We start from the raw sequence: 25927 nt of genomic DNA on the forward strand, positions 1-25927 counted from the left end.
CGGCGACGAGCGGGCATGACAGCAAGGTCGTCGGCACCCGCATCACGGGCGACATCGCGGTCCAGGAGGGCAGGGCGCTGACCCTGCGCGCGCGAACGCTAACCACGCACGTCCACGCCCCCCGCCTCCCACCGGACCCGCATCTCACGCCCTCCGCGCCACCGCACGTGGATCTCGTTCGTCTCGTCGTCCACGCGCACGGACACCGAGTCGGCGAGCGGAACTGGTTCCGGTTCGGCGGTGAGGCGGGCCAGCGCGACGAAAAGGGTGTCGCCGTCGCCGGTCGCTCCCACGAGCCCGTCGTTCAGGCCCGCCACGGGCAGGAGTTCGGCGCGCGCGCCGTCCTTCGCCGCCCATCCGGTGATCCGCACCGAGGTGCCCTCCGGAGCACCGGACACCCGGAAGGCCCTCACCTCCACCGCCCCGCGCGCCAGCACCAGGCTCGTCACCCGGGCCCCGCCCGCGGCCCGGTGGCGGGAGGCGACCCAGCCCTCCCCCACCCCCAGCGGCACGATGTCCGTGCGGCTCGGGTCGTTGTCGACGATCACGCTGTTGTCGTACGACGGTGAGGGCCGCGTGACCGTCGAGTAGGCGAGCCGGGTGTAGTACGGGTCGTAGCGGACGTCCTCGCTGCCGTGGTTGTGGAGGCGGACGAGGCCGTCGGAACGGGTGGAGTGGATCAGCCAGTTGGCCGGGTGGACCGGGGTCACGGCGTCGGAGCGTTCCGTCGGGCCGGGCTGCTCGGTCGCCGTCCATACCTCGTGGTCCGGCGGCAGGAGGAGGCCGAGGAAGCCCTTGCTGGCCCAGTAGGGGGACGCCGGGCCCGAATAGCCTTGCAGGAGTGCCTCGTCGGGGCCGTGCCAGCCGAGGGTGAGGAGGCCGTTGTCGTCCACGGCACCCCGGTCGAGAAAGTAGCGCAGGGCTCCCGAGGCCAGACGTCGGGTCTCGCCCGGCGGCAGGGGGGTACGGCCGGTCAGCGCGCCCAGCCACAGCGGGGACGTCGTGGCGAACCGGTACGTCAGGGAGCGGCCCTGGTGCATAGGGGCGCCGTCGCCGCCGAACAGGCGGGCGTAGTCCTCGAGATGGCGCGCGAGCCGGCCGCCGTAGAGGTCGAGCAGCTCGGTGTCGTCGGCGAGCCAGGCGTGCAGCACCGGGTAGAGGTGCATGGCCCAGCCGTTGTAGTAGTCGAACTTGCGGCCGTCGCCGTCGGTGTACCAGCCGTCGCCGATGTACCACTTCTCGATGCGTTCCAGGCCGCGGTCGATCGCGGCGCGGGACGCGTCGGTTTCGTAACCGATTTCCTGGAGGAAGCCGCCGACCGTGACCGGGAACAACTCCCAGTTGCAGGGCCAGGCTTCGGCGGTGAGCGCGTCGCCGAGCCAGGCCGCGGCGCGCTGCCGGACGCCGTCGTCGAGACGGTCCCAGAGGAGGGGGCGGGTCAGTCGCAGGGCGAGGGCGATCGAGGCCGCCTCGACCAGCGGCTGGCTGCGGTCCTCGATACGCGGCCAGATGCCGGAGACGCCCGCCGCGAGACCGTCTGCGTATCGCTCCAGCGCGGTCTCGTCCCGGCGGAAGGCCGCCAGCAGCAGCGTACGGGCGTAGCCCTCCAGACCGTCCGACAGCCGGCCGGACCAGCTCGTGCGGTCGCCGGGCAGGTGGTACAGCGCACGGTCCTCGGTGGCGTACGGCTCGACCGCGGCGAGCAGGGCGTCGGCGGCGGCCTCCCAGTGCGCGCGGGTGTAACCGGTGTACGGGCTCAGGTCACGGTCGTCGCGGGGCAGTTCCATCAGCAGCGCTGTCCTTCCGGCAAAGGCCTGGGGCGCTCCGGTTCCGGTCGGAACGCCCCAGGGGCTCATCCCACCCGCACCAGGCCCTTGGGCACTAGATGCTGGGTGACGAGTTCTGCACGGACCAGTTCCGCATACACCGTGGCCCCGTGCACGGAGGTGTGCGTGTTGTCCCGTTTCTCGTTGTACAGGTACAGCGCCTTGGACGCCTCGACACCCAAGGACTCCACGAGCGACTTCGTCTTCGCCGTCAAGTCGATCAGCGGGACGTCGTGCGCGGCGGCGACCGCTCGGGTGACGGCCGGGTGGTCGACGCCGAGACCGTTGACCAGGAGCGCGGTGCCGTTGTTCAGGGTGCCGTCGGAGTTGAACCAGCGTCGCACGATGGGGGCCACCAGGACAGGGGTCCCGCCCTTCTCGCGTACGCCCGCGACCAGTGTCTCGAGGTTGGCGCGGTATGTCGCCCCGTCGGTCGTCTTGTCATTGTGGGCGAGCTGGATCAGGACGAGGTCGCCGCGGTGGATCAACGGCTGGACGGTGGCCCACAGTTGGGGGTTCTGCAGATAGCTGACCGTGCTCTCGCCGGAGTCGGCGTAGTTGGCGACGGAGACGCCCTTGCGGAGGAACTGGGGCAGTTGCTGGCCCCAGCCGGAGTACGGGTCGCCGGGCTGGTCGCAGACCGTGGAGTCGCCGACGAGGAAGATCTGGCGGGTGTGCCGGGCGGGGGTGACCTTGATGTCGGCGAGGGCGGGGGCCGAGCCGCCGATCGCCAGGTCGAGGCCCGCGGTGCCGTCGGGTCCGGTCGGTTCACCCTCGGGGGTGCGGACGTTCACGGTGAAGCTGCGGGCGACGCGCTCACCCGCCTCGGCGGCCGTCTCGGGGAGGAGCGCGCGGCGCGTCTCGCCGGTGATGCTCGTGCTGGACGCGGTGTCGCCGCCGAGGAGGACCTTCACGTCGTATGTGCCGGGCGGGAGGTCGAAGTGGCAGGCGGTGGCGGTGCAGTCGGACAGGTCCAGCGGCCGTTGGTGCGCATGGGCGGGTACCGCGGACAGCGCGGTACCCAGCGTGACCGCCACCAGGGCGGTCAGGGCGAAACGTCTCATGCGCGGCTCCCGACGCAGGCTCGACAAGGCTTGGCCGCTGGACCGTATCGCGCTTGGCAAGCGCTTTCTAGACCCCGCGCGTCCACTGCTGGTTCGTCGCGCCGTTGCAGGTGTACGTGATGATCGCGGCGGAGTTGGCGGTGGACGCCCCGTTCACGTCCAGGCACTCGCCTGTCGCGCGGGACTTCACGTTCACGTAGCTGCCGGTGGTGGTGAGCGACCACTGCTGGTTGGTGGCCGACGCGTTGCAGTTCTCCTGGGTGACCGTGTTCGCGTTCTCCTGGAGGCACAGGGAGCTGTTTCTCACGGCCAACTGGTAGTAGCCGCTACCCACCGACTTGAACCAGTACCTCTGGTTCGCGCCGCCGTTGCAGTCGTACTGCTTGAGCTGCGCCCCCTGCCACAGCGACTGGCCGGTCACGTCGGCGCACTTGGAACTGTGCCGGGCGATCAGGGTGTTGTACGTGGCACTCGTACCGCTGATCGATCCGGTGGCCATGTCGATGGTGACCTCCGGCGACCAGGACATCGACATCGAGGTGGAGGTCGGGAAGGTCAGCGGCAGCCAGACGTAGCGGGAGTCGTTGACGGTGCCGCCGAAGGAGTTGCCCCAGCGGTCGCCCAGGTAGAGGTACGAGGTGGTCGAAGTGCCCTGCACAGGAAGGACGTACGCGGTCTGCGAGCCGTAGGTCGTGGAGTCGCCCACGTTCTTCATCGCGGTCCACGGGCCGGCGATGTTCGTGGCGGTGGCGTACTGCTGCTGGTTGGGGCTCCAGCCGGTGGCGCCGGACGTCAGCATGAAGTAGACGCCGCCCCGCTTGAACAGCGCCGGGGCCTCGCGGTGGCCGCCGTGCCAGGGGTCGGCGACCAGGGCGGCGATGCCCGTGTAGTCGCTGGTCAGGCGGTAGATCTGGAGGTCGTAGTTCTCGCGGGCGGCGGAGATCATGTAGCCGGTGCCGTCGGTGTCGACGAAGACCGTGATGTCGCGGGACATGTGCTGGCCGAGCGGACGGAAGCTGCCCCGCCAGGTGTAGTTGCCGTCCACGGTGTCGGAGACGGCTACGGCGGCGCGGGCCTCGCTGTAGTCGGAACCGTTCTCCTTGTGCATCCACATCACGAACTTGCCGGTGGACGCGTTGTACATGACCTTCGGGCGCTCGATGTTGGCGGTGGCGAGCTCCGGGTCGCTGGCCTCGGTCAGGACGTGGTTCCTGAACTCCCAGTTCTTCAGGTCGCTGGAGCGGTAGGCGTCGACGTAGCGGAAGGTGTTGTCGGCGTTGCGGTGCTCGCCGAACCAGTAGTAGTACGAGCCGACCTTGATGACCCCGCCGCCGTGGGCGTGCACGGGAGAACCGTTGACGTCGGTGAACTGCGTGCCGTTCACGATGGTCTGGGGTGCGGCCTGGGCCGGGCCCGCGGTGACCAGGGCGCCGGCCAGCGCCAGACAGAGGGCGAGCAGAACCGCGTACGCACGTCTCATGTCACGCACTCTCCTTCGCGGAACCGGCTGCCGTGTCCGCCGCGGGGATGCCGAAGTCGGGGGTGCCGTCCGGATTCCAGCCCAGCTTCTGGACGCGGGTGTGCCGGTTGGGGTCGTTCAGCGGGTCGCCGACGATCTCCTTGTACTGGCGGGCGTGGTAGACGAGGACGTCGGTGCGGCCGTCCTCGGCGACCGTGAAGCTGTTGTGTCCGGGGCCGTACTGCTTGGTCGTGTCGTTGCTGGTGAAGACCGGTGTCGGCGACTTGGACCAGTTCGCGGGGTTCATCAGGTCGGCGTCCGCGTCGACGGTGAGCAGGCCCATGCAGTAGTTCGCGTCGGTGGCGCTGGCGGAGTACGACATGAACAGCCGGCCGTGGCGGGCGATGACGGAGGGGCCCTCGTTGACCTTGAAGCCGATGGTCTCCCAGTCGTACTCGGGCGTGGAGAGCCGGACTTGGGGTCCTGTCAGGGTCCACGGGTTCGCCATCCTGGACAGGAAGATGCCGGTGTTGTTGTCCATGCCGGGCTCGTGCTGCGCCCAGGAGAGGTAGCGGGTGCCCCGGTGGGTGAAGGTGGTGGCGTCGAGGGAGAATGTCTCCCACGCCGTTTTCAGCTGGCCGCGCTCCACCCACGTCCCCTTGAAGGGGTCCCTACTGGCGTTTTCCAGGACCCAGATGCGGATGTCCCACACGCTCTCGGCGGGCGCGGCGGCGAAGTAGATGTACCACTTCCCGCCTATGCGGTGGATCTCCGGCGCCCAGATGTGCGCGCCCATGGGGCCGGTGGCGTGCTTGGTCCAGATGACCGACTCGGCGGCGGTGGCGAGCCCGTTCAGGGTGCGGGAGCGGCGCAGGATGATCCGGTCGTACTCGGGGGCGGTCGCCGTGAAGTAGTAGTGGCCGTCGCTGTGGCGGTGGATGTGCGGGTCGGCGCGGTTGCGGACGAGCGGGTTCACGAACGGCGCGGCCTTCCGGCTGGGTGCGTCGGGGGCGGCATGGGCCACCGAGGGGGCGGCGGCCAGGGCGCCCGCGGCCAGGGCGCCCTTCAGCATCAGTCTGCGGTCGAGGGCATGGGGTTCGTAGCGGCTCATTCGGGCTGCCTCTCGGGGCGAGAAGTTTGATGTTCGGTGGTTGACGTTCGGTATCGCGAACGTCATCTGTGATTACGAACGCCGAAAAGGTATGAGGGTGCCACGAGGAGGTCAACGGGACCGACGCGCCGAATTTTGGTGGGACAGATTTCTGTTATCCCTCGCCGACCCGCGCGTCTCCTGTGCGTGAGCAGCTTCCCCCACAAGACAGCAGCGGCCGCGGGCGCCTTCGCGGCCGTCGCCTTCCTGGTGACCGCTCCCCCAGCCGAGGCCGCGGGCACCCGGGACGTCACCGCCGACGTCCTCGCGGACCGCGACGTGACGCTCAACGGCGACACGGTCGTCACCGTGCCGTCGGGGACGACGACGTACGACGGCGCGTTCCGGGGCGAGGGCACACTGACCGTTCGCGGCACCGGCACCCTGGTCCTGACCAAGGACAGCGACTTCACGCTGCCGAAGTCCCGGCAGCGGCAAAGGGTCACGACGCAGGGCGGCAACCACCCGTACGTCACCACGGCCAACCCTGACCCGCCCGCGATCACGGTCGAGCGCGGGGCGACGCTGCAGTACGGAAACGGCGGCACGACCGGGCTGATCGGCCGCTTCCCGTACAACACCCCGGCGTTCCGGCTGAACCAGGACAACATCCGGGTCGACGGCACCCTGCGGCTGTCCCTGAAGAGCGCCTACAACCTGGGCACCATCAGCGGCTCCGGGCTGATCACCCAGCCGAGGTTCCTCTGGGGCACCTGGGACATCTCGGGCACCCACCCCTTCTCCGGGGTGATCGACAACGGCACACAGGCGAACGCCGGACGACCGGAGTACGCGACGTCACTGCCCAATATGCGCAAGGTCCTCAACCAGGGCACCTGGACCGTCGACACCCCGCTGGGCCAGACCGTCACCCAGCGCATGGACTTCTACCAGCGCGAGTACGGCAGCGACATCAACGTCCAGTCCCGGCCGGGGAGCAAGGTCGTCCTGACCGGCCAGTACAGCTGGTCGAACCAGGGCGGCGACACCGACCCCTCGCTCAGCGACCCCGCCCTGAACTGGACGCCCGCGCGGAAGAACATCAACAAGCGCGGCACCAACATCAAGGGCGCCAACGTCCAGTGGGGCGACGGCACCACGAACAAGATCTTCATGCCGGGCACCGCCGAGACCGTGTACATCAACTTGCTCGCCGCCAGATCGCGTTCGCTGCTCACCTTCAACTACAACGGGCCCGTGACCCTGGGCGCCCCCATCGGCGGCGGCGTCTTCCACGACACGCTGTCCGCACCCGGCGCCGGTGACATCGTCATCGCCGGGACACCCGGCAACGACGTCACCTTCGCGGCCAAGCAGTACTACGACGGCTCGACGACGGTGAAGAAGAGGGCGGTGCTGCGGCTCGGCTCGGGCAAGCGGGGCGGCGACGGCTCGCTGCTGACGGGCACGGAGCAGCGGCGCGTGGTGAACGACGGCACGCTCGTCGTGCGGAACGTGACCGACCCGGTGAAACTGACGCACGTCAGCGGCAGCGGGTCGCTCGTGCAGTCGGGCGCGGCGACGACCACGCTCACGGGCGGATCGGTGACGTACACCGGGGCCACGACCGTGAAGAAGGGCACCCTGGCGCTGCGGGACGGGGCAACGCTCGTACGCAGCAGGGCGATTCGGCTCACGTCGGAGGGGGCACGGCTGGACGCGGGTACGGGGGTCCTGCGTGTGGCTACGGCCCTCTCCGGCAAGGGCACGGTGAAGGGCTCGGTGACGAACGACGGCGTGGTCGCGGGCGGTGTCGCCGTGACCGGTGACTACACCCAGCGTGCGAAAGGCCAACTCGTCCTGGCAGACAAGCCGTTGAAGGTCGCGGGAGCGGTCCGGCTGGCCGGAGACCTCGATGTCTCCGCCGCCGGTACGCGTCCCGCACGCGAGATCAAGATCCTCAACCACACCGGCCGGACGAAGACCACCGGCACGTTCACCGGCCTCAAGGAGGGCGCCCGGCTGAAGCTCGCCGACACGACGTACCGGATCAGTTACCGCGGCGGCGACGGCAACGACGTCGTCCTGACGACGACGGCGACCACCGCGAGCTCCTCCCCGACCGCATCCACCCGTGCGGCGGCCGGCGCGGCGCCCGCGGACACACGCACGGCCAGCGCGGAGAGCGACACCTTCGGCTGGTGGCCCTATGCGCTGGGGCTCGGCCTGCTGGGCGGGCTGATGGTGCCGGCGACGCGACGGATACGGGGCGGGGGACGGAGGCGGGGCGGGCGGCACGCGGCGTAGCGAGGGCGCGCGCTCGCCTCCCGACGGAACACCTGAAGGAGTCGATCGGTCTCGGCCTCCGACTTAACGCCTCTCAGGAGTCGGATGAGCTGTTGTCCGAGGCTGCTGGTTCCCCCGCCAGCCATTCCTTCAGGCGTTCGGCGTTGCGTAGTTCGCTCTCCACTCGCTGCCGCTCCGCGTCGGTGAGCTGGATCGTCCCCAACTCCCGGATCCAGTCATCGGTCTCGCCCTGCTCGTCCAAGGCAGTCGCGAGCTCGATGAGCGTCGCCAAAGCCATCGCCCGGTCGACGGCCTGGGCCTGCCGTCCGTGCCTGCGTAGCGCCGATTTGACCGCCCGGAACGCGGCACGGTCGTCGTTCTTGAACTCGCGGAAGATACGGGCGTTGTCGAGAGCCTTCGCCAGTCCGTGCAGCTTCTTGGAACCGCCGTACTCCGGCTCTGCCGGTTCGTCGCGCTGGATGAAGATCAGCGAGTTGCCGGACGGGTCGATGAGAGTGAAGCGGGTCTGGCCAGGGCGGAAACGCGTGATGCGTGGACGCCCGGTCGCCAGCACCTTGCCGTAGGCGGCCCGCATGGCCTGGGTGAACGCGGCGTGGTAAGGCGCGACGGTGTCGACCATGACCAGACAGCCGCCGCCGTCCTCCCGGTTCGGATCGTATCCCTGGGGCGGCTTGCCGAAATGGACCTCGAAGCCGCTCCAGCGCAGAGCGAGGTAGAGGTACGGTTTCGTCTGCTGATAGGTGACCTCGAAGCCGAGGGCCTGGTAGAACTCGAGCGTCTCCTCCACCGCCGAGCACGGCATCAGGGGCACTGTCGTCTCATTCGCGTACGTCGTCTCCGTCAAGGTGCCCGGCAACAGTTCTCCCACCTGTTTCTCAGGTTTCCCGCGCTACCTGACCTGCCTGCGCATAGCGCGCGATCGGACCTCGAGCGTATGCATCAGAGGCTTACTAGTCAAACTTTATTAGTGACGCAGTCGGCCGCTGGCCGTGCGCTCGACTAGCGTCGTGGCATGACCAGCAACACCCCTCTCTCCCTGGCGGACGCCCTCGCCGCCGGACCCGTCGTCCTCGACGGCGGTATGTCCAACCAGCTCGAGTCCGCCGGGCATGACCTGAGTGACGAGTTGTGGTCGGCGCGGCTGCTCGCCGAGCGGCCCGAGGCGATCGTTGAGGCGCACCTCGCTTACTTCGAGGCGGGGGCGGATGTGGCGATCACCTCCAGTTATCAGGCCACCTTCGAGGGCTTCGGCAAGCGTGGGATCGGCCGGGAGCGGGCGGGTGAGTTGCTCGCGCTCAGTGTGGAGCTGGGCCGGGAGGCCGCTCGTCGGGCGCGGACGGATCGGCCGTTGTGGGTGGCCGCGTCGGTGGGTCCGTACGGGGCGATGCTCGCGGACGGCTCCGAGTACCGGGGTGGGTATGGGCTGAGCGTGGACGCGCTGGAGCGTTTTCATCGTCCGAGGCTCGAGGTGCTGGCCGGCGCCCGGCCCGACGTACTGGCGCTCGAGACGGTTCCCGACGCCGACGAGGCGACCGCGCTGCTGCGGGCGGTGCGGGGACTCGGCGTCCCGGCCTGGCTGTCGTACACGGTCGACGGGGATCGTACGCGGGCCGGTCAGCCGCTGGAGGAGGCGTTCGCGCCGGCCGCCGACGCGGACGAGGTGATCGCGGTCGGGGTGAACTGCTGCGCGCCCGAGGACGTCGACGGCGCGATCCGGATCGCGGCCCGGGTGACCGGCAAGCCGGTCGTCGTCTACCCCAACAGCGGCGAGGCCTGGGACGCCGGGGCCCGCACCTGGACCGGCCGCTCCAGCTTCACGTCCGAGCAGGTGCGGGGCTGGCAGGACGCGGGGGCGCGGCTGATCGGCGGGTGCTGCCGGGTGGGGCCGGAGGCGATCACGTCGATCGCGCGCTCGCTGTAGTAACTCCTGCGAAGCATGGGCTCAATGGGGACTTCACGCGCCGATGATGAAGTCTTCGTACCCGCCCGCCGATCATGGAGGCTGCCGTGTCCGAGCCGCCCACCCAGGACCAGTTGGACGCCTATGTGAGAACCCGGCTGGCGCTGGCCGGCTTCGATCTCGCCCTGCTGCCCGAGGAGGCGGACCCCGACACCGGGGTGCCGACGCGGGCCCAGGCGCTCGCCGCACTGCGGTCGTTCGTGGCGGCCACGCCCGGCGCGATATCCGGCTGGACTCCGCCGGCCGACGGGCCCGAGTACGCCCAGCAGGCCGCGCCGCCGCTGCTGTACCCGTCGATCACCGAGGCCTGGACCGGGAAGGCGGACCCGCGATGAGCCGTGCTCTCAACCGGCGGGTGTTTCTGGCGAGTTCGATGGCCGTGGCGAGCGGAGCGGCACTCCAGGTGTCCGCGACCTCGGCACGGGCCGCCGCCGCAACGCCCGTACGCGTCCCCGACGTCGACGTACGACAGGCCGCCCGCACCGACCCCACAGAAGCTACCCTCGCCGAGGCCGTCACCCTCATCAGGAGCCGTAGGCTCACGTCCACGGCGCTGACCGATGCGTACCTGGAGCGGATCGAGCGCTACGACGCCACCTATCAGGCGTACGCGGAGGTCACCGCAGAGGCCGCGCTCAAGGCGGCGCGTGCGGCGGACCGCGGATCGGGAGGCCCCCTGCGCGGCATTCCGCTGTGCATCAAGGACAACTACTTCACGCGAGGCGTGCCGACGCGCTGCAACTCGTACATCTTCGAGGACTTCGTCCCGGACGAGGACGCCGCGGTTGTGACGCGGCTGACCGCGGCCGGCGGGATCGTGCTCGGTAAGGGGCAGATGGGGCCGCTCGCCACGACCCGGGCCACGAAGCCGAACGGCACGGTCACCACGGTCAACGCCTGGACACCCGAGGACCCGTCCGTCGACCCGGGCGGTTCGTCGACCGGTCCGGCCTGTGCGGTGGCCGGGCGGCTCACGGCCTCGTCGATCGGGACGCAGACCGGCGGTTCGATCGTGCTGCCGTCCAACCAGCAGAACCTCACGGGACTGAAGCCGACGATGGGCCGGGTGTCCGTGCACGGCGTCATCCCGCTCTCCTTCACCCGCGACCACGCGGGACCGCTCGCGCGGGACGCCATGGACGCGGCGATCATGACGCAGATCATGGCCGGGCCGGACGCGAAGGACCCCCGTACGCTCGGGCTGCCCGCCGTGCCCGACCTCGTCCGCGCCGCCACACCCGTCGTCTCCCGAAGGGGCACGGTCCGGATGCGCCGGGCCACCCGGATCGGGGTGCCCGCCGATTTCCTGTCCGGGCAGAAGGAGCTGCGCGGGGCGTTCCTGGACCGGCTGGAGGCGCTTGCGGGCGTGACGCTCGTCGAGGTCACGTACCCGGACGACTGGACCCTGCTGACGGGCACCTTCAACGCCGCCCGGCTCGCGGAGCGCACCGAGCCCTTCCGGCACTGGCTGCGTATGGATCCAACCAAGTTCGGTGTCTCGCTGCTGAGTTGGCTGCAGGGCCTGATGCTGTCGGGCGACGAGTGGATCACGGCCCAGCGGGCCAAGAACCATCTGCTGCGAGAGGTGCTGGACGGGGTCATGAGCCGCTGCGACGTCGTCCTGCAGACCGGCCCGGTGCCCTTCGACATCCTCGGGCTGCCCGAGATCGCCTTCCCCATCGGGTTCGACGCCGCCGGCATCCCGGTCGGCGCGATCCTCGGCGGCCACCCGTACGAGGAGGACCGGCTGCTGGAGCTCGCGGCGGCCTATCAGGCGGTCACCGACTGGCATACCCGGCGGCCGGCGGATCCGGCGACGACGACGGCCCGGCTCAAAGCCGCTGTGCCGCGTCCGCGGCTGTCGGCGGAGGAGGCTGCGGCAACCTCGGCCTAGCCCTGCGGCCCCTGAGGCGGGCAGAGCGCCGCAGCTCTCTCGTCCCCGGCCCTCCCACACTGCTAGCCTCCGCATCGGGAACCGGTTGCCACCGTGTTGCCGCAGCTGAACAGCGGGGTGGGCGGGACATGACGAGGAAGAGCGCGGACGCGAGCCGTAGCACCATCCGGGATGTGGCGGCGCGCGCGGGCGTGTCCGCGTCGACGGTGTCGCGGGTGCTGGGCGGGGTGTACCCGGTGAGCTCGGCGACCCGGACCCGGGTGATGCGGGCGGTGCGCGAGCTGGACTATGTCGCCGACGCGCGCGCCAAGGCGGTCGCGGGGGTGGGCACGCCCACGCTGGCGTTCGTGCTGGAGGACATCACCGGCCCGTCGTTCGCGCACATGGCGCACGGCGTGGAACGGGAGGCGACCAGGCTCGGGCATCTGTGCGTGGTGTGCAGCACGGAGGGCGACGTCCGGCACGAGCTGGAGTTCGTCGAGATGATGCGGGCCCAGCGGGCCGCCGCCGTGATCCTGGTCGGCGGCTCCGCCGACACACCCGAGTACCGCGAACGCACGCGCCGGATGGCCGACCAGCTGGCGTCGGCGGGCTCCCGGCTGGTCCTGTGCGGCCGCCCCACGCTGGGGCCGGGCGCACCGGTGACGGTCATCGAGTACGACAACGAGGGCGGCGCCTACGCCCTGGTCGCCCATGTCCTCTCCCAGGGCCACCGCCGAGTGCTGTTCCTCGGCGGCAAGCCCGACCACACCACCGCGCAGGGCCGTGAACGCGGTTACCTCGCCGCACACCGCGCCCGCGGCCTGGAACCCGACCCGGCACTGCTCCTCCACGGCGACTTCACCCGCGACGCCGGCCACCGTCTGATCCGCGAGGCACTCAAGCGGGGGCTGGAGTTCACGGCCGTGGTCGCGGCCACCGACATGGTCGCCGCGGGCGCGCTCACCGCTCTGCACGAGGCGGGCCTGAACGTGCCCGGCGATGTCTCACTGGCCGGTTACGACGACATTCCCTTCGCCCGCGATCTCCACCCGGCCCTGACGACGGTCCACGTCCCCTACGAGGAGCTGGGCCGTCTCGCCGTCCGTACGGCACTGGGCCGCACCCCTGAAACCCCGGACGAGCACCTGCTGCTGGGCACGCATGTCGTCGTACGGGACTCCGTGGCGGCGAAGTAGCCGGTTCAGGACCGTCGTACCGTCCCCGGCAGCCGCAACCGCCGTACGACCGACCGCAGTTCCGCACCGCGCGCGAGCGCACCGTCCGCAGGCGCCGATTCCGGAACCGCTTCCCGGGCCCTCGCGTCGGCCGCCCACAGGGCGAGTTCCGCGTCGCGCGGGCCGAACGCGATCTCCGGCTCGCCGACGCCGAACATGCGGACCGGATGGGTGCCGTTCCAGTGCCGCCAGCCGGGGTCGCCATGGGTCGCGAACCGCACCCACGCCGAGTGCATCGCGTCCGCCAGCTCCTGCGGGGCACCGTCGCCGGCCAGTTTCCGCGACTCGGGGACGTCGCCGGTGTCGAAGACGAAGCCGAGCTCCAGGGCGTGGCAGGAGCCGAGGTCGGGGAGGCTGGAGGGCCAGGTGAACTCGTAGACGTACGACGACTGCGGGCGGGCGTCGGCCAGGCGGTGCAGCGGCAGGCGCAGCAGGTGGTCGGTGACCAGCTGGCCGACGATCTCGGCGGTGCCCGCGTCCGGGCGCAGGGCGCGGTAGCCGCGCGGCACCTCGTGTCCGCAGCGGCAGCGGGCCATGGCGCCGGCCAGGGCGACCGGGCCGAGCCGGTCGACGCGCTCCAGGAGACCGCCGGGCACCAGCCACAGCCGGTACTCGTCGCGCGTCCAGCCCATCATCAGGTCGACGTCCCGCGCCACGTCGCCGTCGACCAGGGCCTCCAAGGGGTCGCGCGGGACGACATCGCCGTCGACCACGATCCCGAAGGCGGGCCCGCCCAGCACCGGGCTGCTGAGCTTGCCCACGTCGGCCTGGGTGCGCAGGAGGAGTTCCCGGTCGACGTCGGCGAAGGCCGAGGCGGTGGCGGGGATCTTCAGCCGGGTGGCCATACGGCGCACCATCCGCCGTACCTTGTCCCGCTCGGCGGCCTCCGGCGGCCCGCTCTGCAGCACCGCACGCCGGATCAGCCCCTGCGCCTGCGGGGCGGCCAGCAGTGCGCCGGTGCTGATCGCGCCGGCCGACTGGCCGAACAGGGTGACCTGCGCGGGGTCGCCGCCGAAGGCCTCGATCGAGGAGTGCACCCATTCCAGGGCGGCGAGCTGGTCGCGCAGGCCGGGGTTGGCGGGGGCGTCCGGAAACAGTCCGTAGCCCTCCACTCCCAGTCGGTAGTTGACCGAGACGAACACGACGCCGTCGCGGGCGAAGCTGCTTCCGTCGTACACGGGTACCGCGGAGGATCCGCGGGTCAGGGCGCCGCCGTGCAGCCACACCATGACCGGGAGCCGGGCGCCCGGGCCGGGTTCGGGCGTCCAGACATTGAGGTTGAGACAGTCGTCGCCGGGGACGACCGGATCGGAGAGGTACTGCGCGAAGGCCTCGGAGTACGGCGGTTTCGGCGGGGTCGGCCCGAAGGCGCCCGCGTCCCGCACCCCGTCCCAGGGTTCCGGCCGCTCGGGCGGCCGGAACCTGCGGGGGCCGAACGGGGGCGCCGCGTACGGGATGCCCCGGAACACCGCGACGCCGTGCTCGTACCGGCCGCGCACGGCCCCGTACGGCGTCCTGATCACCGGACGTTCCGCCGGCTCCGTCACCTGCCCCATCTGGTCTGCCGCCATGCGCCCACCTGCTTCTCGCCGCACTTCGTGCACCCTGCACCTGTCAGAGCACCACATCACGAACGACTATTCCGGTGAGCGAGGTGGCCTGGAGGCCTATTTGGCGTACATCAGCGTGCCGAAGCCGAGCTGGTCGTAGCCTCCGCTGGTGGAGCCGTAGTCGCCGCCACCCCCCTCCGGGTAGACGGACTGGGCGATGCGCTGCAGGTAGGGGACGGACAGGTTGCGCCGCCGCCGGTAGTGGGAGTCGAGCATGGCCCACACCGGGCGGACCTGGCCGCGGGAGGCGTCGGAGATGACCGTGTGTTCCCGGTAGTCGCAGTTGACGCCGGTGCCCCAGGTGTACTTCGTGAACGGCACGGTCTCACCGAGGTTGTACTTGGCGACGTACTGAGCGGCCCTCATGAACCGGTTGCCGTCGTAGCCGTACAGGTCCTCGCCCTGGTTCCAGGCCATCTCGCAGATGGCGCCCATCTGGCCCATGCCCATGACGGTGTGGCCCTGGTCCCGGCCCGACTCCTGCCACTGGGCGAGGTTGTCCGGGTGCAGGAACGGCACGGCCTTGCGGATGGCGCCGTTGCCCGCGCCGTTCTTGAAGTAGTTCACGGCCTGGTCGTATTTGGCGCCGTCGTCGCACAGGATGCCGATGGCCAGGACGGACGCGACGTTGCACAGGTCCCAGTTCGCCCAGTAGTTGGTGATGCAGGCGCCGTTGTGCTGGGTGAGGAACTGGTTGTTGAGCGGGTAGAACACGTTGCGCATCATGTTCTGGAACCGGCCGAGGTCGAAGCCGGCGTATCCGCGCATGAGTTCCGCCGCGTTGGCGAACTGCCAGCCGTAGAGCCCGGCGGCGAGGAACCGGTCGGCGTTTCCGGTGATGGTGGTGAGCGTCGACGACCAGGCGTTGAGGATCCGCACGGCACAGTCGGCGTTGTCCCGGGTGCCGCCCACATGCCAGCGCAGGGCGTTCTGGTAGGCGGCGTGGATGTCGTTGTAGAGCTGGGGGTAGTTCTGGCCGTCGCCGCCGCGGATGATGGTCGCCGTCGCGCGGGGCGTCCAGGTCGACTGCGAGCGGCCGTTGGCGGTCAGCCTCCGCCAGCCGGAGAGCCAGGGGTCGTTGCCCGCGGCGACGCGGACCTTGGCGCGGTTGATGTCACCGGCGTTGTGCAGCATGCCGGGGTGGGTGAAGGTCGCGGGGGCCGCGTCGGCCGTGCTGCCCGTGAGCACGGTCGCGGACCCGCCGACGGCGAGGGCGGCGGTGAGACCGCCGGCGGTCTTGAGCAGACCGCGGCGGCTCAACTCCGGTGTGTCGAGGTGCCGGTGGGGGGAAGTGCGGCTCATTGATGCATCTCCATTCCGTGGAGGATCTACATGGGGGTGATGCTCACCTCGTCGAACTCGGTGGTGCAGCGGGCCAGTTGGTTGCGCGAGCAGACCACGAGGCCCACGTGATAGGGGGCGTCACCGAACCCGGGGATCTCGCCGGTGGCGAGGGTGATCCAGGTGGCGCCGTCATCGGTGGACAGGGCTGCGGTGAAGGCGGTCCCGACGCGCTTCAGCCGCAGCAGGGAGGGAAGGGCAGCTGACCCGTTCCCGGTGAACGTCGACCGTCCGGCGACGGTCGTGCGCAGCATGAGCTGCGCGGTGGTCCCGCCGGTGACGATCGCCCCGGCGGCCTGGTCGAACGGTGACAGCGACTTGGCCATCAGCAGGCCCACCCGGTCAGCACTCGCGCCCGTGCGGGAGACGAGCCGGGCGGTGATCTCGCAGTCGCCGGTGACGGGCCGTCGTACGAACTGGCCTGTCATTCCCTGGTTGTTGACGGTCAGATCGACACCCGCACCACGCACGGTGAAGGTCCCGTCGTGGTACGACGTGCTGCCCAGCGTGCGGATCGCGACCACGCCCAGCGTCCCGAAGGCGCGCTCGTCGAGGACGGGGTCACCGAGGTCGCCGTAGGTCCAGGGCGTGGGCGGGGGTGTGCCGACGGTGAGGGTGAGCGTGCCGGTGCCGGTGCCGGTGCCGGAGGCGTTGGCCGCGGTGGTGGTGACCGTGAACTCGCCGCTCTCGGTGGGTGTTCCGGAGACCAGGCCGGTGCGCTTGTCGAGCCGGAGGCCGTCGGGCAGCCCGTCCGCGCTGAACCGTACGGGCTCGTGCGAGCCGCGCAGGAGGTGGCGGAAGGGGACGCCCTTGTTGCCGAACGCACTGGTGGCGGAGGTGAGTTGGGGCACGCCCGGGGTGGGCATCGGGGCGGAGACCGGCTCGGAGAGCGGGCCTCGTCCGGCGCAGTTCGTCTTCGCGACGACGTAGTGATACGTCGTCCCGGGCGTGCCGGTGGCATCCGCGTACCGGACACGGGTGCCGAATCCGACCGGGCCGATGCCGGTCGCGATCGTCTCGAAGGGCCCGTCGGCGCCCCTGGAGCGCAGCACCTTGTAGCGGGCGGAGAGGTCGGGGTCGGTCCAGGCCAGCTCCACGGCGTCGGCGCCGGTGGACGCCTTGAGGCCGGCGGCGGTGCGAGCGGGGCGGGCAACCGACCAGACCTCGCCGGCCGAGGCCGAGAGGACGGTGACGTTGTCGAAGGCGCCGGTGCCGGTCTCCGCGTACTCCTCGTCGACGCCGAGACAGGAGGTGAGGACCAGCCCCGCGGAGGCGGTGCGGCCCAACTCAACCTCGCTGGAGCCGACTTCGGTCCAGCGGATGCCGTCCGGGGAGATCGCGCCGGTGCAGCGGCGGCCCCTGCGGGTCACCCGCACCCAGTAGGGCGCCCGCAGCCGGTAGCCGTCGCCCGCGCCTTCGACGTACGGCGCCTCGAGCGGGGTCGCCGACTCGGGCAGGGTGCCGAGGCTGGAGATCGGGAAGGCCGCGTTCACGGTGATCGCCTGCTGCTGGGTGGGCGGCACGGGCGTGCTGCCGGTGCCGGAGACAGCGGCTCCGGTCTTGGGCCGTACGCTCCACACACCGCTCCAGGTGTGCAGCGGCAACCCCTGGATCAGCATCGAGGCGTGCGCGGCGTCCGCGTCGAGGGAGTCGCGCAGGGTGACGCCGATCTTGGCGTACTGCGAGCTGAGCGGGAACACGATCCGTGCGGTGATCGTGCCGTCGCCGGGCAGCGGGAGATGGACCGAGCGGTAGGTGTCGGCGGTGCCGGACGCCTCAAGCACGAACCGCTCACCGTCGAAGACGGCGGAGCCGGGGGTCTTCACCACGCCGATGTCCTGGGTGGACCAGGGGGCGGGGAGACCGGCGGTGGCGGAGGCGCTCGCCGAATCGCCGCTGCTGCCTTGGGAGTTCGTAGCGGTGACCGTGTAGTAGTACGTCCGGCCGGGGCGTACGCCGTCGTCCGTGTGCAGCGTTCCGTCGACTGCCGACGCGATCTCCTCGTACGGCCCCTCGGGGCTGCTCGCCCGGCGGACCTTGTACGAGGTCGCCCACGCGGACGGCAGCCAGGCCACGCCGACCGACGTACCGTCGCCGACCGCCGTGACCCCCGCCGGAGCCGTCGGCACGGTCGGTGCCGGGGCCTTCGTACCGGCGTAGGTGAAGGTGCCGAAGCTCGGCAGATCGTCGTTGCTGCCCTCGACGAAGCGGGCGCCGCCCGTGCCGCGGAAGACGGCCGCCTTGGTGTACGGGGTGTCGAGGCCGCGGACGCCGGCGTAGTGGGCGTAGTACATCTCGTAGATCGGGGGGAGACTGCCGCGGACCTTGTCGGAGACGGTCGTCTTGATGTACTTGCCGGTGCGGTCGAGGTCGGGGGTGAAGGGGACGTCGCCGCCGAGGTTGTAGCGGGCGGCGTACTCGGCGTTCGCGAGGATGCGGTGGTCGTCGAAGGCCCAGAGGTCGACGCCCTGGTTCCAGGCGACCTGTGCGGCGTCGCCCATCAGGCCGATGGCGAGCTGCTCGTGGCCTTGGTCGCGGCCGCTCTCCTGTCCCTGGCCGTCCGCCCGGACGACACGATTGCCGACGCTGCCGTTGCCCGCGCCCGCCGCGGCGAACCGCAGCGCGTCCTCGAAGAGAGTGCGCTCCTCGCAGAACACGCCGATGGCCAGGATGGACTGAATGGCCGTCAGGTCCCAGTTGCCGTTGGCGTAGAGCATGTAGCCGGAGATCGCCGGATACCAGACGTCGAGGAAGGACCGCTCGCAGCGGGCGATGTCCGCCTCGGCCCAGCCGTCGTAGTCGCTGTGACGGAGCAGCTCGGCAGCGTTGACGAACTTGAAGGCCTGGAGTCCGGCGCCGAGCGGTCCGTCCGCCCCTGTGATCATGGTCAGGGAGGCCGACCAGGCGTTGAGGATGTCCCGTGCCTTGTCGGCGTGGGCGCGCTCGCCGGTGACGCACCACATCAGGGCGTTCTGGTAGGCGGCGGCCGAGTCGGCGACGGCCTGGTTCTGGAAGTTGGTGGGGCCGCGGCCCCAGGAGGTGATCTGGCCGGTGTTCTGGATCGCGTACGTCGACTTCGAGCGGGCGTGGGCCGCGAAGGCGAGGTAGCCGTCGTGGACGGGCGACTCCTTCGCGGCGACCGCGGCCTTCATCCGGGCCAGGTCGGCGGCGCTGTGCAGCAGGCCGGGGTGGGTGAAGGATCTGGCAGCGGTCTTCCTCTCGGCCGCCCGGGCCGTGCCGGGCGCGAGCAGTCCGCTCGCGCCGGCCACCAACAGCAGGGCGGCCGTGCCGCCGAGGAAGCCCCGGCGGCTGGGTGCGGGGGTCGTCATGACGCGGCGGCCGCCTCTGCCTCGGCGGTGGTGAGGAACTTGAGGTTCGTCACGTGCTCGTTGACGAACATGGGCACGCCGTCCGAGGCCAGGTACCACCTCGGCTTGCCCGTGCTGTCGGCGATCACCCTGCCGTTGACGCGGAGGTTCTCGAAGGTGACGTCCTTGATCGCGTGCTCCGCGTCGAGGCCGGCGATGATCGAGAGGTCGGCGTTCTTGCCGTTGTAGCTGAGGTCCTTGATGTAGACAGACTCGATGCCGCTGCCTGCCGAGGTGTTGTACTTCGGGTTGTACTCGACCCGCATGTGGATGAGCTGGCCCCAGCGGAAGTCCTCCACGCGGATGTCGTCGAACCTGACGTCCCGGACGATGTTGCTGTCACCGACCATGAAGGCGATGGCGCCCTGGTAGGTCACCTGCGGCTCGCGGTGGTCGAGGATGTCGATGTTCTCGTAGCGCAGGTTCTCCAGCACCTCTGGGGTGTCGGAATTGCCGTGCACACCGATGTTGATCGGGTGGGCGACGTCGGCCCAGAGGGAGCAGTTCTTGACGGTGATGTTGCGGGTGTCGCCGTAGAAGTCCCAGCGGTGGGTGTAGAGGGCGACGCAGTCGTCGGAGGTGCGCAGGAAGCAGCCGTCGACCGTGACGTTCTCGGAGCAGTAGAGCTGGATGCCGTCACCCCAGCCCTGGTGGCTGAAGGCGCGCAGATTCCTGATGGTGAGGTTGTTGGACTCGGCGACCCTGATGTTCTCGTACCGGGGGTTGAGGATCGTGACGCCGTCGATCGTGACGTTGTCGCACTTGCGGACGAAGACCGCGCCGCCGGTCGTGTCGTAGACCACGCCGCGGCCGATCAGCCGGGCGTTCTCCACGTTCTCGAAGATCACGGCCGAGGTGAGGACGGCGCCGGCGGCCAGGTAGACGGTCGTGCCGTCGGGCACCTTCAGGGTTCGGTCGGGGTGGGTGTGCAGACCGGGCCCGAAGTACATGACCTTCTTGTCGCCCTCGGTCGGCACGTCCTGCTCGATCGGGTTCGCGAACAGGTGCAGGCAGTCGAAGATCTTGTCGTCGATCTGGACGACGAGGTTGCGGGGCCGGTCCAGGGTGAAGCGCGCGGTGCTGCCGAGCACCTCGGGCTTGATGCCGTACGAGTCCGGGCGGATGCGGACCTTCTCGCCGCCGCCCGGGTTGTACGTGACCTCGACCTCGACGGTGCCGGAGAAGTCGAAGGCGGCCCAGGAGGAGTTCTGGGCTCTGTTGCTGCCGGTGTTCGCGTCGATCAGTGCGAGCTTGGCGAGGTAGACGCCGAGCTTCTGCCAGGTGCCGCCGAGCGGCCGGACCTTGACGGTGAAGGAGTTGTTGACAGGCACCTTCGGAAGCGTCGGGTGGATGACCACGCTGTCGCCGGCGGTGTCGTTCTCCTCCGCCGTGGCAGCCTGTGCGGTGCCCGCGATGCTGCTGGCCAGGCCGGCGGCGGCGATGACACCGGCGGCCTGGAGGGTGGTCCGGCGTGACAGGGGCGCGTTCATACGTAACTCCTTGCAAAAGGTTCGGTAAGAGGGACTACTTCAGTCCGGTCGTGGACATCCCGGCGACGAAGCCGCGCTGGGCGACGAGGAAGATCAGCAGGATCGGGACGACGTACATCACGGATCCGGCTGCAAGCAGGTTGTTGACGGGCAGTCCGCCGTCTGTGACATAGGAGGTCATGATGGCGACGGAGAGCGTGGTCTTGTCGCTGGACAGGAGCAGCATCGGGGCGATGAAGTCGCCCCAGGTCCAGGTGAAGGCGATCACGAAGCTCGCGGACAGGACCGGCCAGGACTGCGGCAGGAAGATCCGCCAGAAGATCCCGGCGTAGCCGACGCCATCGACGATCGCGGCCTCCTCCATCTCCTTCGGCATCCCGGCGAAGAACTGCCGGAAGAGGAAGACCAGATACGGGGCGGCCGACAGCCCCCACAGCACCCACGGCCAGTAGGTGTCGACCATGCCGACCTTCGCGAAGATGAGGTACGTCGGGAAGAGCGTGATCATCTGCGGCAGCATCATCGAGCCGAGCAGCACACCGAACAGGACCTTCTTGCCCGGAGCGTTCAGGCGGGCGAACCCGAAGCCGACCCAGGCGGAGCTCAGGGTGACGAGGGTGGCGTAGATCAGGGAGATGATGAGGGAATTGCGGGCGTAGCCGAGGAAGTCGATGGCGGTGAAGGCATCGGCGAAGTTGTGCCACTGGAAGTTCTCGGGCAGCCAGCGCACCGGGGAGGCCGCCAGCTCGGGCGTGGTCTTCAGACCGGTGATGACCAGCCAGCCGAAGGGGCCGAGCATCAGGCCGGTGACCACGACGAGCACGGTATAGAGGACGAGACGGGAGGTGCGTACCCGCACCCGGCCCCCGGGATCGGGGGTCTTGCGATCCTTGGAGGTCCGCGGGGCCTTGGGGGTCACGGTGGTGGCGGTCACTTCTTCGCCTCCGGGTCGACGTTGTAGAACACCACACCTGACGTGAACTTGAAGATCAGGCCGGTCGCGATGAGGATCAGGACGAAGAGCACCCACAAGAGCGCGGAGGCGTAGCCGTAGCGGCCGAGCGCGAAGTACTGCGCGAACACGTGCATCATGTACATGTAGTTGGACTGCGGGATCGAAGTGACCCCCGCCGGGGTGGCGTTGGCCGCGAGCAGCATCGGCATGATGGTCTGCACCGAGGCGATCATCCCGGTCACGGCCTGGAAGAGCAGGACCGGCGAGAGCAGCGGCACGGTGATGCTGCGGAACGTCCGCCAGGCGCTCGCGCCGTCGATCCTGGCCGCCTCGTGGAGTTCGCGGGGTACGTCCTGGAGTCCGGCCAGCGAGATGATCATGATGTTTCCGGCTGCCCACAGCACCGTCATCAGGATCACGTAGCGGGCGTACGGGTCGTCGAGCCAGGCGATGGCGTCGATGCCGAAGATGTTGAGGACGCCGTTGGTGGCGCCGGAGTCCCGGTTGAAGAGCTGCTTGAAGATGAGGCCCGCGCCCACCGGCGGTACCACCGCCGGCAGGTAGAGCAGGGTACGCCACAGGCCGCGCGCCTTGAGCGGGCGGTTGACCAGGACCGCGAGCCCCATTCCGGCGATGATCGACAGCGGTACCGAGGTGATGGCGAACAGACCGGCGCGCCCCAGGGCGTCCCAGGTCACCGGGTCGGAGAGCAGCTCCTGGTAGTTGCCGAGTCCGACATAGCGCCAGTTGGGCGAGATGCCGTCGAAGGTGGTGAAGCTCAGCCACAGCGCGTACGCCATCGGGCCGATGGTCAGCAGCAGGAAGCCGATGATCCAGGGCGAGGTGAACATGTAGAACGCCCGGTGCCGGCGGGCGGTCATGGAGGTGCGGGGCGCGTCGCCGGAGCGTACGGAACCGGTGCGGGTGACGGCCTTGGGCCGCTCCGCGACTTCTGGTATCTCGCCGACTGTCATCCCACCTGCTCCTTACCGCGCTTCAGCTGCTCGTTGAGGGCCGAGTTGAGGCGTCCCGCGAGGGTGTCGACGGAGATCTGGCCGTTCATCGCGGCCGGCATGACCTGGTTGATCAGGGCTTCGAAGGCGTCCCACTTGGCGTAGGGGGTGAAAGGAGTCACCGAGAAGTGCTCCAACTCGGCCTGCTGCACCTGGAGGACCCGCTTCTGGTAGTCCTCCTTCTGCGGCATCAGCGGGCGCAGCGACTTGAGCGTCGGTATCCCCCAGCCGCCCTCCGCGCGCGCCTTGGCCGGCGCTTCGCCGAAGAACCACTCGAAGACCCGCCAGGCGGCGTCCTTGTTGCGCGCTTTCTGCGGCATCCACAGGCCGGTGCCGGACTGGCAGGCACTGACCCGTGGGCCGCCCTCGAAGACGGGAGCGGGGGCAAGGCGGGACACCGCCGCCACCTTCGGATCTTCGTTGATCATGCCGCCGAGCCAGTAGCCGCTGCCGGACATGGCCATGCGGCTCGCGACGTAGGTGGGACCGTCCCAGGCATCGGGGTTGGGCTGGATGAGAGTCGGCCCGACCCTGGTCTTGGCGTACTCCACGTACCAGGTCAGGGCCTTGCGGGCCTCGGGGGTGGTGAAGTCGACCCGGCTGAAGTCCGCGGAGAAGAGGCTGCCTCCGGCGGTGGCCGTCAGGCTCGTCAGGAGGCCGGTGAGGTTCACGCCGTTGTAGCTGCCGCCGTACACGGTCGTCTGGCCGTTCTTGCGCTGGACCAGGCGCTTGGCATTCTCCAGCCATTCCTCGTACGTGATCGGCTCGGTGTCGGAGGGGTGGTCGACGCCCCTCTTGTCGAAGAGCGCGGTGTTGTACCAGAACATCGAGTCCTGGGAGAAGTCCTTCGCCATGCCGTAGCGGGGGCCCTTGCCCTGGGTCGTGCCGTCGTACCGCCACACGTCGTTGGCCGGGTCCAGGTCGTCGGTCCTGAGGATGGTCGACTTGGCGAAGTACGGGTCCAGGTCCTCTGCCACACCCCGGGCGGCGAAGTACGGCGCGTCCAGGGCGCCGAGGCCGCGGACGAGGTCCGGCGGATTGCCGCTGGTGAGCATCGCGATCAGCCGGGTGATGTCGTTCTTCACCACGGTGATTCCGATGCCGAGTTCCTTCCGGGCCTGCTGGATCAACTCCGTGGAGATGTCGTCGAGTTCGACCATCATCGTGATGCTCTCGCCACCGCCGGGCGCGGCTCCCGCGGTCGACAGGGCGCAGCCGCTGAGGGCCGCCGCTCCGGCCGCGGCACCTCCTGCGGACAGGGCGAGGAATCGGCGGCGGCTCAGGGAGGCACCGGGACGTGGGTGCATGGGCGCACCACCTCTCGCGTTGTGTCGGTCGTTAGACAACCGGTTGTCGAGCAATGGGGCAGAGCTTCTTCCTGTCCGGAAACCGCGTCAAGACTCTGGGCGAACTTTCGAAAAGACTGTGTAACCTGGGCGACATGAGGTGGGGGGTCGGAGGGGCACTCCGGAGCGCTCAACTGCCGGGAAATGGGCAGGTCATAGCCCCTCTAGGGCGTTGAGGCCGTTGCCTTGAGCCAGGTTGGCGCGAGAGACGGGAGAGTGCCGCGCCGCTGTTCACTGGGTGACCGGAGAGTGCGCGCGGGACGGCTTGATCATCGTCGTCGGCGGGGTGCGGCAGGGTGATCTTCGATGGAGGTTCCGGGAACCGGTTGCCGTGAGCGGGTTCCGGTGCAGAAAATGGAGTAACCGATTTCTGCGTTTCTGCCGCCTCGTCCTGTTCTGCATGCGTGTACGCCGCAGAAACGTTCCGGAGGAAGTCCGTATCCTCCACTCCGTCCAACTGATTGACCCGCCGTTCTCGGCGGATCTACCGTAGAAGACGCTTTCTGAAAACGTTTCTACCAGCATGTCAGGAGAGCCATGCCCAGCCCGCACCCGCCGAGGGCCGTGTTCGCGATGGATCCGGTGCACCTCCCCCTGCTCTTCCCGCCGCCGCTGATGGCCCGGCTGAAGCAGGCGTCCGACATCGACCCCGCCCTCGTCGTGCAGGACCTCACCGACCCGAGGACCGCCGGCGCCCTCGCCCGGGCCGAGGTGCTGATCACCGGCTGGGGCTGCCCCCACCTGGACGCCGACGCGCTCGCGGCCGCACCCGAGCTGCGCACGGTCCTGCACGCCGCGGGCTCGGTCCGTTCGCTGATCGGTGACGCCCTGTGGAAGCACGGGGTCGCCGTCTCCAGCGCGGTGACCGGTAACGCGCTGCCGGTCGCGGAGTACACGCTCGCGATGATCCTGCTCGCCGGGAAGGACACCTTCACGCACCGCGAGCGCTTCCGCGCCACGCACACCTACCCGACCAACGAGGAGACCGCCTCCACCGGAAACGTCGGCCGCCGGATCGGCGTCATCGGCGCCTCGCGCGTGGGCAGACGGCTGCTGGAACTGCTGCGGCCGTTCGACTTCACCGTGCTGCTGCACGACCCCTACGTCAGCCCCGCCGAGGCCGCCGAACTCGGGGCCGAGCTGCTGTCGTTGGACGACCTCCTGCGGCACAGCGACATCGTCAGCCTGCACGCCCCCGACATCCCCGAGACCTACCGGATGCTCGACGGCGACCGGCTCGCCCTCATCCGGGACGGCGGCGTGCTGATCAATACCTCGCGCGGCGCCCTGGTCGACCCCGAGGCGCTCACCGACGAGCTGGTCTCCGGCCGGCTCCACGCCATCCTCGATGTCACGGAACCCGAGCCGCTGCCGGCCGGATCCCCGCTGTACCGACTGCCCAACGTGTTTCTCACGCCGCACATCGCCGGGTCGCTCGGGAACGAGTTGGAGCGGCTGGGGCGGATTGTGGTGGAGGAGATGGAGCGGGTGGTTGTGAGGGATGCGTTGGTGCATGAGGTGCGGGTGGGGGATTTGGGGCGGGTGGCTTGAGGGTGGGGGGCCTTGCGGGGGGCGGTGCTTTGGTGCCGAGGAGTCTCGCGGGCGGCGGTGCATTGGGGCCGAGATGCCCTGCAGGCGGCGGTGCGTTGATGCCGAAAAGCCTTGCAGGCGGCGGTGCGTTCACGCTGAGAGGCTCTGCAGGCGACACGTTCACGCCGAAAAGCCCTGCAGCTGGCGTGCCGAATATCTGGCTCGGTCGCCTCCGGGGGCGCTCACTGCCGGTGTCGAGACGGCGATCGTGCTCGACGCTTCGCGCCTCCGCGCGTTCGCCGTCTCGACACCGGCGCGCCCCCTGCGGCTCCCTCGCGGCCGGCGCGTTGGACCAGTGGAGGTTGGTGGGCCCTTGCCCGGGGTTGGGCGCTGGCTCGCTGGGCCAGAGTAGGCATGGGATACGGTTTCTGTACCGGCGTCTGGCAGGTGCTGGGCG

Annotated in this window: 18 protein-coding genes; 6 read left to right on the forward strand and 12 right to left on the reverse strand. The window is 69.8% G+C overall.

From position 1 onward, the window contains the following. Nucleotides 1-98 precede the first annotated feature (98 nt). The 4 genes from AB0I98_RS07875 to AB0I98_RS07890 all read right to left on the reverse strand — a co-directional run bounded on the left by AB0I98_RS07875 (nucleotide 99) and on the right by AB0I98_RS07890 (nucleotide 5460). Nucleotides 99-1787 carry a DUF2264 domain-containing protein gene (locus AB0I98_RS07875; RefSeq protein WP_362936863.1) on the reverse strand — a complete coding sequence of 563 codons (1689 nt, stop codon included), beginning with the start codon at nucleotides 1785-1787 and terminating at the stop codon, nucleotides 99-101. A 65-nt stretch (nucleotides 1788-1852) separates the two neighbouring features. Next, nucleotides 1853-2890, reverse strand: a complete 1038-nt coding sequence (locus AB0I98_RS07880; protein ID WP_362936866.1) for a rhamnogalacturonan acetylesterase — start codon at nucleotides 2888-2890, stop codon at nucleotides 1853-1855. A 67-nt stretch (nucleotides 2891-2957) separates the two neighbouring features. Further along, nucleotides 2958-4370, reverse strand: a complete 1413-nt coding sequence (locus tag AB0I98_RS07885) for an RICIN domain-containing protein (protein ID WP_362936869.1) — start codon at nucleotides 4368-4370, stop codon at nucleotides 2958-2960. A 1-nt stretch (nucleotide 4371) separates the two neighbouring features. Next, nucleotides 4372-5460: a glycoside hydrolase family 43 protein gene (locus tag AB0I98_RS07890; RefSeq protein WP_362936872.1), complete on the reverse strand. Its 1089-nt coding sequence runs from the start codon at nucleotides 5458-5460 to the stop codon at nucleotides 4372-4374. A gap of 186 nt (nucleotides 5461-5646) precedes the next feature. On the opposite strand from AB0I98_RS07890, the gene AB0I98_RS07895 reads away from it, so the two are divergent. Next, nucleotides 5647-7746 (forward strand): autotransporter, encoded by a 2100-nt coding sequence (locus AB0I98_RS07895; RefSeq protein ID WP_362936875.1) that lies wholly within the window; start codon nucleotides 5647-5649, stop codon nucleotides 7744-7746. Between the two features lie 73 nt (nucleotides 7747-7819). Here AB0I98_RS07895 and AB0I98_RS07900 read toward each other — a convergent pair whose 3' ends face one another. Next, on the reverse strand, nucleotides 7820-8602 hold the full coding sequence (locus AB0I98_RS07900) for a glyoxalase (RefSeq protein ID WP_362936878.1): 783 nt from the start codon (nucleotides 8600-8602) through the stop codon (nucleotides 7820-7822). Nucleotides 8603-8758: 156 nt separating this feature from the next. On the opposite strand from AB0I98_RS07900, the gene mmuM reads away from it, so the two are divergent. The 4 genes from mmuM to AB0I98_RS07920 all read left to right on the forward strand — a co-directional run bounded on the left by mmuM (nucleotide 8759) and on the right by AB0I98_RS07920 (nucleotide 12778). Further along, the gene (mmuM, locus tag AB0I98_RS07905) at nucleotides 8759-9667 is read left to right on the forward strand and encodes a homocysteine S-methyltransferase (RefSeq protein WP_362936881.1); all 909 of its coding nucleotides are present in this window, start codon (nucleotides 8759-8761) and stop codon (nucleotides 9665-9667) included. 86 nt (nucleotides 9668-9753) lie between these two features. Then, on the forward strand, nucleotides 9754-10041 hold the full coding sequence (locus AB0I98_RS07910) for a hypothetical protein (RefSeq protein ID WP_362936884.1): 288 nt from the start codon (nucleotides 9754-9756) through the stop codon (nucleotides 10039-10041). Next, nucleotides 10038-11600, forward strand: coding sequence for an amidase (locus AB0I98_RS07915; protein WP_362936887.1), 1563 nt, complete (start codon nucleotides 10038-10040; stop codon nucleotides 11598-11600). The genes AB0I98_RS07910 and AB0I98_RS07915 overlap by 4 nt, the downstream gene beginning before the upstream one ends. A gap of 128 nt (nucleotides 11601-11728) precedes the next feature. Then, a complete protein-coding gene (locus AB0I98_RS07920) occupies nucleotides 11729-12778 on the forward strand; it encodes a LacI family DNA-binding transcriptional regulator (protein ID WP_362936890.1) in 1050 nt (349 codons plus the stop codon). A 5-nt stretch (nucleotides 12779-12783) separates the two neighbouring features. Here the strand turns inward: AB0I98_RS07920 and AB0I98_RS07925 are convergent, their stop codons facing one another. The 7 genes from AB0I98_RS07925 to AB0I98_RS07955 all read right to left on the reverse strand — a co-directional run bounded on the left by AB0I98_RS07925 (nucleotide 12784) and on the right by AB0I98_RS07955 (nucleotide 23901). Beyond that, entirely contained in the window at nucleotides 12784-14388 is a 1605-nt protein-coding gene (locus AB0I98_RS07925; RefSeq protein WP_362936893.1) for a carboxylesterase family protein, read from the reverse strand. A 96-nt stretch (nucleotides 14389-14484) separates the two neighbouring features. Continuing rightward, nucleotides 14485-15729, reverse strand: coding sequence for an alginate lyase family protein (locus tag AB0I98_RS07930; protein WP_362936896.1), 1245 nt, complete (start codon nucleotides 15727-15729; stop codon nucleotides 14485-14487). Between the two features lie 26 nt (nucleotides 15730-15755). Further along, a complete protein-coding gene (locus tag AB0I98_RS07935; protein ID WP_362936899.1) occupies nucleotides 15756-19097 on the reverse strand; it encodes an alginate lyase family protein in 3342 nt (1113 codons plus the stop codon). After that, nucleotides 19094-20626: a glycosyl hydrolase family 28 protein gene (locus tag AB0I98_RS07940; RefSeq protein WP_362936902.1), complete on the reverse strand. Its 1533-nt coding sequence runs from the start codon at nucleotides 20624-20626 to the stop codon at nucleotides 19094-19096. Before AB0I98_RS07940 ends, AB0I98_RS07935 begins: the two co-directional genes overlap by 4 nt. A 34-nt stretch (nucleotides 20627-20660) precedes the next feature. Next, nucleotides 20661-21560 (reverse strand): carbohydrate ABC transporter permease, encoded by a 900-nt coding sequence (locus AB0I98_RS07945; protein ID WP_362936905.1) that lies wholly within the window; start codon nucleotides 21558-21560, stop codon nucleotides 20661-20663. Next, a complete protein-coding gene (locus AB0I98_RS07950) occupies nucleotides 21557-22555 on the reverse strand; it encodes a sugar ABC transporter permease (RefSeq protein WP_362936908.1) in 999 nt (332 codons plus the stop codon). The genes AB0I98_RS07945 and AB0I98_RS07950 overlap by 4 nt, the downstream gene beginning before the upstream one ends. After that, entirely contained in the window at nucleotides 22552-23901 is a 1350-nt protein-coding gene (locus AB0I98_RS07955) for an extracellular solute-binding protein (RefSeq protein WP_362936911.1), read from the reverse strand. Before AB0I98_RS07955 ends, AB0I98_RS07950 begins: the two co-directional genes overlap by 4 nt. Before the next feature lie 576 nt (nucleotides 23902-24477). Here AB0I98_RS07955 and AB0I98_RS07960 point away from each other — a divergent pair. Then, nucleotides 24478-25491 (forward strand): hydroxyacid dehydrogenase, encoded by a 1014-nt coding sequence (locus AB0I98_RS07960; protein ID WP_362936914.1) that lies wholly within the window; start codon nucleotides 24478-24480, stop codon nucleotides 25489-25491. Nucleotides 25492-25927 lie beyond the last annotated feature (436 nt).

Origin of the sequence: Streptomyces sp. NPDC050211 (assembly GCF_040656035.1) — a bacterium.
Classification (GTDB): Bacteria; Actinomycetota; Actinomycetes; order Streptomycetales; family Streptomycetaceae; genus Streptomyces.

What these genes read in the sequence shown, in the direction of transcription:
- AB0I98_RS07875 (WP_362936863.1), bottom strand. Translation starts at nt 1,787, where the DNA reads ATGGAACTGCCCCGCGACGACCGTGACCTGAGCCCGTACACCGGTTAC.
- AB0I98_RS07880 (WP_362936866.1), bottom strand. Translation starts at nt 2,890, where the DNA reads ATGAGACGTTTCGCCCTGACCGCCCTGGTGGCGGTCACGCTGGGTACC.
- AB0I98_RS07885 (WP_362936869.1), bottom strand. Translation starts at nt 4,370, where the DNA reads ATGAGACGTGCGTACGCGGTTCTGCTCGCCCTCTGTCTGGCGCTGGCC.
- AB0I98_RS07890 (WP_362936872.1), bottom strand. Translation starts at nt 5,460, where the DNA reads ATGAGCCGCTACGAACCCCATGCCCTCGACCGCAGACTGATGCTGAAG.
- mmuM (WP_362936881.1), top strand. Translation starts at nt 8,759, where the DNA reads ATGACCAGCAACACCCCTCTCTCCCTGGCGGACGCCCTCGCCGCCGGA.
- AB0I98_RS07915 (WP_362936887.1), top strand. Translation starts at nt 10,038, where the DNA reads ATGAGCCGTGCTCTCAACCGGCGGGTGTTTCTGGCGAGTTCGATGGCC.
- AB0I98_RS07920 (WP_362936890.1), top strand. Translation starts at nt 11,729, where the DNA reads ATGACGAGGAAGAGCGCGGACGCGAGCCGTAGCACCATCCGGGATGTG.
- AB0I98_RS07925 (WP_362936893.1), bottom strand. Translation starts at nt 14,388, where the DNA reads ATGGCGGCAGACCAGATGGGGCAGGTGACGGAGCCGGCGGAACGTCCG.
- AB0I98_RS07930 (WP_362936896.1), bottom strand. Translation starts at nt 15,729, where the DNA reads ATGAGCCGCACTTCCCCCCACCGGCACCTCGACACACCGGAGTTGAGC.
- AB0I98_RS07935 (WP_362936899.1), bottom strand. Translation starts at nt 19,097, where the DNA reads ATGACGACCCCCGCACCCAGCCGCCGGGGCTTCCTCGGCGGCACGGCC.
- AB0I98_RS07940 (WP_362936902.1), bottom strand. Translation starts at nt 20,626, where the DNA reads ATGAACGCGCCCCTGTCACGCCGGACCACCCTCCAGGCCGCCGGTGTC.
- AB0I98_RS07950 (WP_362936908.1), bottom strand. Translation starts at nt 22,555, where the DNA reads ATGACAGTCGGCGAGATACCAGAAGTCGCGGAGCGGCCCAAGGCCGTC.
- AB0I98_RS07955 (WP_362936911.1), bottom strand. Translation starts at nt 23,901, where the DNA reads ATGCACCCACGTCCCGGTGCCTCCCTGAGCCGCCGCCGATTCCTCGCC.
- AB0I98_RS07960 (WP_362936914.1), top strand. Translation starts at nt 24,478, where the DNA reads ATGCCCAGCCCGCACCCGCCGAGGGCCGTGTTCGCGATGGATCCGGTG.